General features: G+C 59.4%; 9 protein-coding genes. 6 read left to right on the forward strand and 3 right to left on the reverse strand.

The features are described from left to right. Positions 1-65: 65 nt before the first annotated feature. Entirely contained in the window at positions 66-1,532 is a 1,467-nt protein-coding gene (locus VFU66_RS14825) for a sensor histidine kinase (protein ID WP_326447043.1), read from the reverse strand. Between the two features lie 11 nt (positions 1,533-1,543). Between VFU66_RS14825 and VFU66_RS14830 the strand changes: the two genes are divergently transcribed. From VFU66_RS14830 to kdpC, 6 genes are all read left to right on the forward strand, one after another. Further along, complete coding sequence (locus tag VFU66_RS14830) at positions 1,544-2,692, forward strand: histidine kinase (protein ID WP_326447044.1); 1,149 nt, start codon at positions 1,544-1,546, stop codon at positions 2,690-2,692. Continuing rightward, positions 2,689-3,405, forward strand: a complete 717-nt coding sequence (locus VFU66_RS14835; protein ID WP_326447045.1) for a response regulator transcription factor — start codon at positions 2,689-2,691, stop codon at positions 3,403-3,405. The genes VFU66_RS14830 and VFU66_RS14835 overlap by 4 nt, the downstream gene beginning before the upstream one ends. 163 nt (positions 3,406-3,568) lie before the next feature. Continuing rightward, positions 3,569-3,658 carry a potassium-transporting ATPase subunit F gene (locus VFU66_RS15785; RefSeq protein ID WP_414649460.1) on the forward strand — a complete coding sequence of 30 codons (90 nt, stop codon included), beginning with the start codon at positions 3,569-3,571 and terminating at the stop codon, positions 3,656-3,658. 15 nt (positions 3,659-3,673) lie between these two features. Beyond that, entirely contained in the window at positions 3,674-5,461 is a 1,788-nt protein-coding gene (gene kdpA, locus VFU66_RS14840; RefSeq protein WP_326447046.1) for a potassium-transporting ATPase subunit KdpA, read from the forward strand. Between the two features lie 26 nt (positions 5,462-5,487). After that, on the forward strand, positions 5,488-7,527 hold the full coding sequence (gene kdpB / locus VFU66_RS14845; RefSeq protein ID WP_326447047.1) for a potassium-transporting ATPase subunit KdpB: 2,040 nt from the start codon (positions 5,488-5,490) through the stop codon (positions 7,525-7,527). Positions 7,528-7,538: 11 nt separating this feature from the next. After that, positions 7,539-8,126, forward strand: coding sequence for a potassium-transporting ATPase subunit KdpC (kdpC, locus tag VFU66_RS14850; protein ID WP_326447048.1), 588 nt, complete (start codon positions 7,539-7,541; stop codon positions 8,124-8,126). A 19-nt stretch (positions 8,127-8,145) separates the two neighbouring features. On the opposite strand, the gene VFU66_RS14855 is transcribed toward kdpC, so the two are convergent. Next, the gene (locus VFU66_RS14855; RefSeq protein ID WP_326447049.1) at positions 8,146-10,287 is read right to left on the reverse strand and encodes a VWA domain-containing protein; all 2,142 of its coding nucleotides are present in this window, start codon (positions 10,285-10,287) and stop codon (positions 8,146-8,148) included. 3 nt (positions 10,288-10,290) lie between these two features. Next, entirely contained in the window at positions 10,291-13,311 is a 3,021-nt protein-coding gene (locus tag VFU66_RS14860; protein ID WP_414649462.1) for an outer membrane beta-barrel protein, read from the reverse strand. Positions 13,312-13,325: the final 14 nt, after the last annotated feature.

A 13,325-nucleotide genomic window follows, 5' to 3' on the forward strand; every position in this document is an offset into this window, starting at 1 on the left:
GAAATACAACAAGCAGCGCGTGCGAATAGCATCGACCGCAAACCAGTGGGAATAAAACGCCGTCCTCACAAACTTGTGTCGTTTTGCGATGCCGAGGAAATCGGGAGTGAGAATGAAAAGACGGAGCCATGGCCAGGCTGGCTTGTCACCTCAATCGCGCCTCCATGTGCTTCAACGATCGCTTTCGCGATGGCCAGGCCCATGCCGGTGCCCTGCACACGATAACGCTGTCCCTGCCCTCGATAAAACTTGTCGAAGATCATCAATCGCTCCATATCATCGACCCCGATACCGCGATCTGCGACGCTGGTCACAAGCTTCCCTTTGGACACCTCGGCACTGATGAAGATGGGGGTTTGCGCCTCCGAGTACTTCGCCGCATTCTCCAGCAGGTGGTGAAGCACCTTGCCGATGCGATCCATATCTAATTCCACTTCAGGCAACGATTCCGGCAGCCGGACATCAACCGGATGATTGCGCAACTGCGCCTCATCGAGTGCCCTTTCAATCACACGCCGGATAGAATGCGGCTGCAGGTTCAGCTTGATGTCGTGTGCATCCAGTTCGGCCATCTCCATGGCCTGCCCCACCAGCCGGTTCAGCCGTGCCGCCTCTTCTTCAATCACCTGCATTAGCTCCGCGCTCTGTACCGAATTGAGCTGCGGATTCGACTGCAAACTGGTGATCGCTGCGGTGATCGACGTCAACGGAGTCCTCAACTCGTGAGCCACTGAATCGAGCAAAGCGTTCCGCAACCGCTCGCTCTCTCGCGACGCCTCCAGATGCGCCAGAGACTCCATCGCTCCGGACCGTTCAACCGCAATGGCGGCCAGTCCGCACACGGCGTCCAGAGCCTCGGACGACGTGCCCGAACCCACGATGCCGACCGAGCCAATCGGTCGCGTCCCGAGCAGGATAGGCGCCAGCGTCACCGAACGAACCTGATCGCGAACGTGGTCCCGCATAAACGCAACATCGCGGAGTTCCGCCGCCGTAATGTCCATAAAATCCGGACTCGACCGGTACACCCGGTCCTTTTCCCGCAGATACAGCGCAGCACCGGAAAGCCCAAAGGTGGTCGCGATGATACGCGGCAGCTTGTTGAGCAGGTCGATGACGTTGCCCGTCACCAGCATCTCTTGGCTAAACTCATAGAGAAGCTCCGCCTCTCTCTGTCGCCGCCGTGAAAGCGTTGCCTCCGTTCGCGCCCGCTCAGCAAGCTGGCTTGCAATGATGCCTGTAACCAGAAATGAAAGCAGCGCCACCCAATTTCGCGGTTCGCGAATCGTAAATGTGAGCACCGGCGGAAGGAAGAAGAAATTAAACGCTGCTGAAGACAGCAGAGAGAGATAAATCGCATGGCGCAGGCCTGACGTAGACGCTGCAATCAGGATGACAACCAGTAACGTCATTGCGACAGTCATCTCATTGACATGTACCCAGAGAACATACACGGCTACAATGACTGCGAGCGTACCCGTCGATACGACATACCGGATTATGCTGAATAGAACCGAGCGCGACACATCCATATCTTAGCCTTATGTCAACCCGCACTCCATCCAGTCCCGCCACGAAAAGCCCGGAAGAGTGGCTGGAAAAAGTAGCCCCCGAAAAGACCCGCGGCACGTTCAAGCTCTTTCTGGGATACGCCCCCGGCGTCGGCAAAACCTACAACATGTTGAGCGAGGCCATCCGCCGGCACCAGCGCGGCGAAGACATCGTCATCGGCGTCGTCGAAACACATGGGCGTCCTCCAACCGCAGAACTGGCCGACCAGCTTGAAAAAGTCCCCCGCCGCAGAATCGAGTACAAAGGTGTCGCTTTCGAGGAGATGGATCTTGACGGAATCCTTGCCCGCCGTCCGCAGATCGTTCTCATCGACGAGCTTGCCCACACCAACATCGAAGGCTCGAAGCATCGCAAGCGATACGAGGACGTGCTCGACGTGCTTGCCGCCAATATTGACGTGCTCGCAACCATGAACGTGCAACACATCGAAAGCGTCGCCCCAACCGTACAGAGCATCACCGGAGTCCAGATTCGGGAGACTGTTCCCGACTGGCTCGTCCAGCGCGCCGACGAGATCGTCATGGCCGACCTCACGCCCGAGGCCCTGCAAACCCGTATGAAGCGCGGCGACATCTACGGCACCGGTCGCGCGGAGAAGGCGCTCGCCAACTTCTTCCGCCGCGGCAATCTCATCGCCCTTCGTGAACTGGCCCTGCAACACGTCACCAAAGCGGTAGACCGCACGCTTACCGCCTACATGGATGCAAAGCGCATTCAGGAGCACTGGGCCGTGCGCGAGCGTGTGGCCGTCTGCATCAGCTCCAACAGCGCCTCGCAGGTTCTCATCGCACGCGGGGCGCGGGTCGCAGAGGGAGTCAACGGCGAACTCTTCGTCCTCCACATCGACACAGGCGACCGCGACGAAGAACCCGGCACGCTCGAAGCCAACATGCAGTTTGCACGCAACCTTGGCGCTCAGGTAATCACCGTCAAAGGTACCAGCGTGGCCCGCGCTGCTGCCGAGTTCGTCCGTGACAAGCGCATCACCCACATCATCTTCGGCCGCACCGCCGTCAAAGGATTTCGCAAATATCTCTACTACTGGGCCATTCAGCACTTTCTCTCGGAGGCCCCAACCGTCGATGTCCACATCGTCACACAGCACCGGGGGCATGAATGAAACCCGGCGAGCGCGACCAGCCTGCAAAGATTCTCATCGTAGATGACGAACCGCAGATCATGCGTGTCCTTCGCACGGCCCTCTCCGCGCAAGGCTACTCAGTGCGCGTTGCATCCAACGGAGCAGAGGGCGCGGACATGGCCCGCGAATGGAACCCCGATCTCGTCATCACCGATGTCTCCATGCCCGAGATGAACGGGGTTGACCTGTGCCGCGAACTCCGCCAGGAATCGCAGGTTCCCATCATCGTCCTCTCTGTCCGCAACAACGAGCGCATGAAGATCGAAGCCCTCGACGCCGGCGCGGACGACTATGTCACCAAGCCCTTCAGCATTCAGGAGCTCCAGGCACGAGTTCGAGCACAGTTGCGCCGGACAGTTGCCTCCACTGGCGAAGAACCTGACGTCATCGACATCGGTGACTTTCACATCGACAAGCTGCAACACCGCGTTACGGTCCGCGGCCAGGAAGTCCATCTCACCCCAAAACAGTTCGATCTGCTGACCTGCTTCGCCGAGCGTCCCGACCAGGTCCTCACCCACCGCACCCTGCTCCATGCAGTGTGGGGCGCCAATGCCGATCAGCCTGAGTATCTTCGCGTCAACATCGGCCAGCTACGCAAGAAGATCGAAGCCGCCGATGAGCCACGCTACATCATCACGGAGCCCTGGATCGGCTATCGCTTTCTCCCCTCCGGCAATGACGATCAATAACGCCTTTACGAAATCTTTATAGCTTTCCTACGCACTCTTTATGCCTCAAGGCATTCCATAGGGTCATGTGGGATGCCTTGATGATTGCCGCTTCGACTCTCTTCTTTCTCCTCGCCATCGCCTACATCGCCGGATGCGACCGCCTGCGAACCGGGGAGGGAAAATGACGCTCGACACGTTGCTTCTCCTCCTCGTTTCGCTCGCGGTCCTTGTGTATCTCGTCTACGCACTGCTGTGTCCGGAACGCTTCTAAAGGAACATCTTCCCAATGACTCTCAACGGCTGGCTTCAAATCTCCTTCTTCTTCGCCCTCGTTCTCGTCTCCGCGAAGCCTCTCGGCATCTACATGGCACGAGTCTTCGAGCGTGAACGCACTTTTGCGGACCGTATCTTTCGCCCCATCGAACGCCTCATCTATCGCATTGCCCACATCGATGAGTCACATGAAATGCGCTGGACCGAGTACGGCGTTGTCATGCTTCTGTTCAGCCTCGTCACCATGCTTGTCACGTATGCAGTAGAGCGGCTCCAGCACCTGCTCCCTCTCAACCCGCAGCACCTTCCAGCCGTCAGCCCCGATCTCGCCCTCAACACCGCGGCCTCCTTCACTTCTAACACCAACTGGCAGTCCTATGTGCCAGAGACGACGATGAGCTATCTCACCCAGATGCTCACGCTCGCGTACCACAACTTTTTTTCCGCTGCCGTCGGTATCGCTCTCGCCATTGCCCTGGTTCGAGGCATCTCCCGCAGAGAATCAAAGACGCTCGGCAACTTCTGGGTGGACATCACACGCGCCTCGCTCTGGGTGTTGCTTCCCACCTGCTTCATCTATGCTCTCCTTCTGGTCGGGCAGGGCGTCGTTCAGAACTTCCGCCCCTACGATCAGGCAAAACTTGTGCAGCCACAAGTTGTTTCCACCACGTCTCCGGACGGAAAGGTCACAACCCAGACCATCACGACTCAAACCATCGCCCAGGGCCCCGTCGCTTCACAGGAGGCCATCAAGATGCTCGGAACCAACGGCGGCGGGTTCTTCAACGCCAACAGCGCGCATCCATTCGAGAACCCCACGCCGCTCTCGAACATGATGCAGATGTTTTCCATCTTCCTCATCCCCGGTGCGCTCACCGTCACTCTTGGCCGCATGACGCGCTCTCCCGCACACGGATGGGCCGTCTTTGCCGCCATGGCCGCGCTCTTCTTCGTTGGCGTCTTCGTTGCCTACTACGCAGAATCCCAGCCCAACCCACTCCTTGCAACATCCGGATTGCACATCGATCAGCGCGCCTCGGCGCTGCAACCCGGCGGCAACATGGAAGGTAAGGAGGTCCGCTTCGGCATCGCAGACTCCGCACTCTTCGCCACAGTGACAACGGACGCAAGCTGCGGCGCAGTCAACAGTATGCACGACTCCTTCATGCCTCTCGGCGGTCTCGTGCCTATGGTAAATATCATGCTCGGCGAAATTATCTTCGGCGGAGTCGGCTCCGGGCTCTACGGCATGTTGATCTTTGTCATCCTTGCTGTCTTCATCGCCGGCCTCATGGTCGGTCGCACGCCGGAGTATCTCGGCAAAAAAATCGAGTCCTACGACGTCAAGATGGCCATGCTCTACGTGCTCATCTTTCCTCTGTCCATCCTCACACTCACCGCAATCGCGCTAATGATGCCAAATCTCGGCCTCTCCTCGCTCGCCAACGCCGGCCCGCACGGCCTCTCTGAAATCCTCTACGCCTACACCTCCGCCACCGGCAACAACGGCTCCGCCTTCGCCGGACTCAATGCAAACACGCACTGGTACAACTTGTCGCTGGCCGGTGCAATGCTGCTGGGCCGCTTTCTCATGATCGTCCCCATGCTTGCCATTGCAGGCAATCTCGGACGAAAGAAGCTCGTGCCCGCTTCCACCGGCACCTTCCCCGTACACACGCCGCTCTTCACCGTGTTGCTCATTGGAGTCATTCTCATCGTCGGCGCGCTTACCTTCTTTCCCGTACTCGCGCTCGGCCCCATCCTCGAACACCTCCTCATGTACGCAGGCAAAGTCTTCTAAGCGCAGGACTGTCAGGAACAGAAAACATGCCAAACACTCGCAAACAATCTCTCTGGGACGCAAAGATCGTACGCCGTGCTCTGCTTGACGCGCTGTTCAAGCTCAACCCGCGCATGATGATGAAGAACCCCGTCATGTTCGTGGTCGAGATCGGGAGCGTCATCACCTCCATCTACCTCTTCCGCGATCTCGCGGGAAACCATCATGCGCTGCTCTTCGATCTTCAAATCACCCTCTGGCTTTGGTTCACCATCCTCTTCGCAAATTTTGCCGAGGCCATGGCCGAAGGCCGCGGCAAAGCCCAGGCGGATTCCCTGCGTCGCGCCAAATCCGAAACCACAGCTTTCCGCCTTTTACCAGACGGCGCAACCGAAGAGATCGCTAGTTGCGATCTCCGAGCAGGCGACATCGTCCTCGTCACCGCGGGCAACATGATTCCCGGAGACGGCGAAGTCATCGACGGTGTCGCCTCTGTCGATGAGTCCGCAATCACCGGCGAATCCGCGCCCGTCATCCGGGAAGCAGGAGGCGACCGCTCCGCCGTTACCGGAGGCACGCGCGTCCTCTCCGACCAGATCACAGTCCGCATCACCTCCAACCCCGGCGAAACCTTCCTCGACCGCATGATCGCCCTCGTCGAAGGCGCCGAGCGCCAGAAGACGCCCAACGAGATCGCCCTCAACATTCTTCTCGCCGGCCTCACTATCATCTTTCTGCTTGCTGTCGTCACCCTGCAGCCCATCGCCATCTATTCCACCGCGCCACAAACTGTCTTCGTCCTCATCTCACTACTGGTCTGCCTGATTCCAACCACCATCGGCGGTCTGCTTTCTGCCATCGGCATTGCAGGCATGGACCGCCTCGTGCAGCACAACGTGCTCGCCATGTCGGGCCGCGCCGTCGAAGCCGCAGGCGACGTCAACACGCTTCTGCTCGACAAGACCGGCACCATCACCTTTGGCAACCGCCAGGCAGCCGAGTTCATCCCCGCACCCGGCGTCACCAAAAATCAACTCGCTGACGCCGCACAACTCTCTTCGCTTCCCGACGAAACCCCGGAAGGCCGCAGCATCGTCGTCCTCGCAAAAGAACAGTACAACCTTCGTGGCCGCGACTTCCATGAGCTACAAGCGGAGTTCGTCCCCTTCTCCGCCACCACGCGCATGTCAGGCATCAACCTCGACGGCCGCGTCATCCGTAAAGGCTCCACCGACGCCATCGCTCGCTTTATCCAGGAAAACGGCGGCGTCTTCCCCGAGGAAGTCCGCGCCGCCGTCGAAACCATAGCCCGCAGCGGAGGCACACCGCTCGTCGTCGCGGAAAACCGCCAGGCACTCGGTGTCATTCATTTGAAGGACATCGTCAAAGGCGGCATCAAGGAACGCTTCAGCCAGCTTCGCGCCATGGGCATCCGCACCATCATGATCACCGGCGACAACCCTCTCACCGCCGCAGCCATTGCCCGCGAAGCTGGCGTCGATGACTTCCTCGCCGAAGCCAAACCAAAAGACAAAATGGATCTCATCCGCCGCGAGCAGTCCGAAGGCAAGCTCGTCGCCATGACCGGCGACGGAACCAACGACGCGCCCGCGCTTGCTCAGGCCGACGTAGGGGTTGCCATGAACACCGGCACGCAGGCCGCCAAGGAAGCCGGCAACATGGTCGATCTCGACAGTAACCCGACTAAGCTCATCGAAATTGTCGAGATCGGCAAACAGCTTCTAATGACGCGCGGCGCACTCACTACCTTCTCCATTGCCAACGATGTCGCTAAATACTTCGCCATCATTCCCGCCATGTTTGCCGCCTCCTTTCCCGTGCTCAATGCGCTCAACATCATGCACCTCAAAACGCCGCAGTCGGCAATTCTCTCGGCAGTCATCTTCAACGCGCTGATTATCATCGGCCTCATCCCGCTCGCGCTGCGCGGCGTCAGTTACAAGGCCATGTCCGCAGAGGCCCTTCTCCGCCGCAACCTCATCCTCTACGGCCTCGGCGGCATCATCGCACCTTTCGCCGGTATCAAGCTCATCGACCTCATCATCACCGCCATGCATCTGGCCTGAGGACCACCACCATGCGTCGCCATCTCGTCACCGCCCTTCTCTACACCGTCATCACCACCATCATCTTCGGCGTTGCCTATCCCGTCGTAGTCACCGCCGCCGCGCAGCTTCTCTTCCGAGACAAAGCAAACGGACAGCTCATCTATGCGAACGGCACCGATGGTCGTCCCGGTCAACTCGTCGGCTCCCGCCTCATCGGCCAGCCATTCACTGCGCCCGGATACTTTCACTCCCGTCCCTCGGCCGCAGGCACAGGCTACGATGCCGCCAACTCCGGCGGCTCCAATCTCGCCCCCACCAGCAAAAAGCTGATCGAGCGTATCGCCAACGACGCAGTCGCACTCCAACAAAACAATCCGAGCACTGATGTCCCGATCGATCTCGTCACAGCCTCTGCCTCCGGCCTCGACCCCGACATCACTCCGGCAGCGGCGGAGTTTCAGATCGCGCGCGTTGCCACTATGCGTCACCTCTCTGAAGATACAGTTCGCCAACTCGTCGTCCGCCACACCAGCGGTCGTCAACTCGGCTTCCTCGGCGAACCCCGCGTCAACGTCCTCGAACTCAACCTGGATCTCGATCGTCTCTCCGCGCGCTGACTCTCACTGAGGATCCCTCCTACGGAACCAGCGTGATCGGCGCCTGCCAGAAGGCGCTCTTCTCGCTCGTTGGGTCGAGCACCGTCACCTGGCAGTCATAGTCTCCCGGAGGCAACGCATTCAGTCCGATGCTGAATCGCAGCGGCATCGTCTTCACGGAGTTATTCATTCCGCTCGTGACCTCCATCGGGTGCGTCTCAAAGACCCTGGTCTGCCCCTGATAGAAACTGACATACGCAATCAGTGGCTGCGTGCTTGCTGCACCCTGCTCATAAGCCTGCAGGTAGACATAAAGGTCGCGGCTCTTGCTGAATACTCGCGTCACGCTCGGTATCAACTTCTGTCCATTGAGCACAAGCGGGCTGGCAGCATTGTCTTTGGCAAGCTCCTTCTGCTTAGCCGCGTTGTAGATCGCATCTTTCAGGTCGATGCGCTGGCTTCCCAGCACCACTGAACTAATAGCAACCTGCTTCGTCTCCTTGTTCAGGTTGGGAATAACGAACGATGTCTGGAAGGTTCCGATTCTTCCCGTCTCATCGTCGCGCGCCAGAAACTTGATCGAGTACTTACCCGGCAAGAGCGTAAAGCCTGTGTCATATTCCACCGGACGCTTGGCCAGTTCCGCCGCCGTTTCATCGCTCAGTTTGATGTCTACATTGTCGCGCATGCTCTCGACAGTCATGTTGTTGCCGAGTTCGTCCTTCACCTCAAGCAAAAAGTCGATGAGCGTATGCTCCGCTCCGCGCTTCTTCGCCAGCGCAAGTTCACGTCCTGGAATCTTCACCACGACCGGCACAAAGTACTCCGCGCGGTTCAGTTGAAAATAATTAATCTCCATCGCAATCGTAAGATCCGTCACCGGATCGCCCAGCATCAGCGCGTCTTCCAGTTGCCGTTCCTTATCCGCTGCGGTGAACTTCTCGAACTGCTTGCTCGCGTAGTAGCCCTGCCGATAGTCGAGCTTCGCGGCAAGCTCTGGTTTGACGTCGATTTTGATACGCCTGAAGCGGCCATCCGGCGTCACATTCGTCGTGTAATACCCAAGAATGTAATAACTCGTGACGCTCTGCTGCGCCTGCACGATACCGCGCGTCAGGTCGTTATAGTCGAGCAGCGCCTTGCCTCCCGTATCTCCAGCCAGCGCATAGAGCGTGTCCTGCGACTGTTGAAACCGCGACGTGGATGCCAGCGCCGCCGTGCCCGAATACATCCCGCCATTGCCCTGCGACCCCTGCGTGGCGTCTCCCAGCGGAGCGGACGCCACCAGCCCGCGCGCATCAATCGGCCAGAACGTCACGCCAGAACGTATCGCTTCGTCCACCGTTGCATGAAGCTGCGCCTGATTGTCAACGCCATGCAGCGTTAACCCGCTCGCAAAGTAGATCAGCACCTTCTTTTCGTTTAACCGCCCGAGCATCTTCGCCACCGTCTGCAACGCGGAAAGTTGACGGTCGGTATTAAACAGGTTGAACTCGCTGGTGTCCTGACCGAACGCAGCTCCAGTGTCGGCGGCGCTGGCGTCATCGGTCGTATCTTCTGCCTGCTGATTCTCGCCCACGATCAGGGTCTCCAGAATGCTCAGCAGCCGGTCGTGATCGTCGGTGAAGTCCTGGAGGACATCCACCGAGCCGCCGCCATAGCGTACAAGCGCAACCCGATCAGCAGAGGTCATCTGCGTCCGAATGAACTTCTGCGCGGCCTCGAGCGCGCGCAGCTTGTCATCAGGCGACAGGGCCGTCAGGTCAAAGTACATCGCAATCAGCCGCTTGTCCTTGTAGCGAACGTCGCCCGGCTTCTCCGGCGCAAACTGCGTCACGGCCAGCCGGTTGTACACCGTGATGTTCTCCGGAGCAGGCTTCGCCGGTGCGACGGGGGGAGCCATCGGCATCTCCTGGTATTCGCAGAAGCTCACCTTCTGCGGCACGCCGTTCTCCGTAACCGTGAAGTCTTTGGCGGTAAGCCCGTTGATCGACTTCCCTTCCTTGTCCTTGACGTTGACCGCCTCAATCACCAGCTTCGAGCTGACCGACAAGGTGTACGCTCCGTTGCTGCCGCTCACCTGCGAATTCTGCCCGATCACCTGCGCGCCTGCCGCACGTGCTCCAGCCACAAGCGTTCCCACCAGCGTCATTGCAGTCGAGATGGAGACAAGCCATCGCATATATCAGAACCTCAACCGCAGAGAAGTCTCAAAGCTGCGCATCGCATTGGCCGATGCAGGAAGGCCAAACTGCGTACTGTTAATGTTCGTCATCCAGCCGGAGTACGCGACATGGTTCAGCGCGTTCGTCGCAGCCAACTGTAGATCGAGACTCACCTTCGCATCCACGCGAAACGTGCGCACCATCGCAGCGTTCAGACTGAACTGCCCCGGCCCCGTGATGGCATTTCTGCGCGCATTCCCCCACTGCCCCGAAGCTGGCGGCGCATAGGCCGCTGGATTCAGAAACAACCCAGGCGGTGCCGCATACAGAGGCGCGCCCGTAACATTCGGGCGCACAAACGCCGAGTAACCCGAGACCACCACCGACGAATCAACCGGCGTCTGCGGCAAGCCGCTTCCCGCATTAATCTGCGTCTGAATCGTCCAATCCTTGTAGAGTCGCCCTCGCCATCCGCTCAGCAGCGTTCCTCCGCCCAGTCCCATCCCCGTGGTGTACTGCACCAGTACATTCACAAGGTGTCGCTGATCAAACGACGAAAGCCCGCGCTCGCCCCGCAGGTTGCGCCAATCCTGCGCAATCGTAGCCGAGCCTCCGGTCGCGGCCCCCTGGCCGCCGAACGCGGAGTCATCGTCGATCCCCTTGGAAAACGTGTACAAAACCGATGCGGTCAATCCGTTGTGAAGCCGCCGACGCAGTTGAATCTGTCCCGACTCGCGCGTCGAGTTGCCGCCCGACGCAAGGTACACAAACCCAGCCGGGCAGCTCGGACAAGGATTCGTCGCACCCGCCGGATTCGTGTTCGGCAGAAACTCCTGTACGCCGTGCGTTCCCTTAATCCCCAGATACGTCGCCATCATCTGAAGCGACCACGGCAGATCGCGCTGCACCTTCAGGTCCCAGCTCTGTGCGTATCCCACGCGAAAGTTCGGATCGACGCCAAAGGTCTGCGGCGTGCTTCCCGGACATACTTTGAATCCATTCGCCAGCGTCAACGGACACGCGGCGCTGTTCGCAACCGTCAGACTCTTGGCCAGCGGAGCCTGCTGCGCCATCCGGATCGCAATCCCCTGATACACCGACGTGTCATAAGTAATCCCATAACCCCCACGCACCACCAGCGACGATCCCGGAAGCGGCCGCCACGACACGCCAATCCGCGGCTCTAGACCGCGCCTGTCCGGCCTCATCAGCGACGTCGGATAATGTTGCCCGGTCAGCGCGCCCGTCGGATCACTCGCCAGCACAGGAGCAACCGCAGCAAAGCCAGGCACGACATCCAAATTAACCAGCCGGTTCTTCAACTCCGTCACCGGAGCGCCATACTCCCAGCGAGCCCCTACATTAACTGTCAGTTGCGGATTCACTCTCCAATCATCCTGCAGATACGCATCGTAGACCGACTGCCGCAGATACTTGTCCGCGTTGCCAAACGAGATCGTGCTCGCGCTCGGAATGCCCAGCAGAAAATCCGCAACATCCGAGCCGCTGCCCGCCGCGCTGCCCGCCGTCGCCGCTCCAGTAAAACTGAACGTCCCGCGTGGATTCGCCTGCGAGAGATAGTTGAACTCCTGCCGCCTGAAATCGATTCCTGCCGTGATATTGTGCGGCGATCTGTTCCATGTCATCGCGTACGAAGCTCCATTGGTCTCATTGCGAATCAACGAGCTGTTCCCATCCGTCAACGCCGTCACTCCGCTCGCAAAGTTCAGCGTCGGCGGCCCCCAGTTCACCGGCTCCTGATTATTGCCCGTGATCCCCGCCTGCCCGGAGATGTTCGCACGATTCTCCCAGTACGGTGTAATCCGATTGGATTGCCGGCTGAACTGGTAACTCAAATTCATACGCAGATGCGCATTAAATGTATGCGCCCAATGAGCCGCGCTGTTCATCCCCAATCCATTTGTTCTATCGACGAAGCCCAGCAGCGTCGTGCTGCTGCCGCGCGTACTCGTCGCCGCAAAAAATCCGCTGAGCTGGTTGTTGCGCCCAACAGTCTTGTTCACGTTGGTGTACACCGCATCCGAGTGCGAGTCGATAATGAGTGGAATCTGATAGTTGTAACGCGCGTTCCCCACAACATTCGGCAGCGGATAGAGCTTCAGCAAAGCCTGCGCCTCTGGGCTGATCGGAACCTTGTTGCCCGGATACGGCTGCCCCGTCGCCGGATCGTAGATCACGACCGGCTGGCCTTGCGAGTTGACCGCCTGCGAAAAGTCACCGCTCCGCTCCAGCAAGCCCGGCACCAGGCCTGGAGTCGTAGTAGCCACGCCATTCCGCGTCCGCTGATAGTTCGCGAAGATGTTCGGCCCATGGCGCAGCAGGCCGGGAATCTTGAGCGGCCCCTGCATGGAAAATCCGCCCGTAAACCGGTTCGTCTCAGGCTTCGGCGTATCGAATCCAGCCAGCGAGTATGACCTCGCATCCAACGCCGAATTATCGACCCGCGCATTGAGCGCGAAGTTATACAGCGACCTTCCGCTTGCTGTGTTTCCAAACCGGCTCGACAGCGAGTACTGCGATGTCGCCGCATTATTCACGCTGCCATTAATCAGCAACCCATCGTCCGCTCTCTGAGCAACTTCAACCGGCGGCGCTGGCTGGTCGCCGCGCGGTTTGGGCGCATCGCCCGTCTTCTTCGGCTCGCTCCTCGCCTGCTCCGCCGTCATGTCCGCGCTCAGCACAGGCTTCAGCTCAGCCCGCATCTGGTCCAGCGAAAGCAGCTTCAACTCCCACTTCTCCATCGCGGCATTCGGAGCAATCGTCACCGTCTGCTCCATCGTGGCAAAGCCGGTCATCTCAACCCGAACCGTCGCCGCCCCATCCGCCAGCGCGGGAAACGAATAGAGCCCCTGCGTATCCGTAACCGTGGCAAACTTCTTCCCATGCTGCGTGACCGTCACCGTCGCCCCGGGCACCGGCAGCCCACCAAACATCACCAGCCCGTGATACTCCACAGCGAACGCCGCGCCTGAAACTCCCAGCAGCGCAAGCACGCACAACCCTCGGCTCAACCATCTCACCCACTGCCCTAAAG

Source organism: Edaphobacter sp., assembly GCF_035763405.1.
In the GTDB taxonomy this organism is placed as follows: Bacteria; Acidobacteriota; Terriglobia; order Terriglobales; family Acidobacteriaceae; genus Edaphobacter.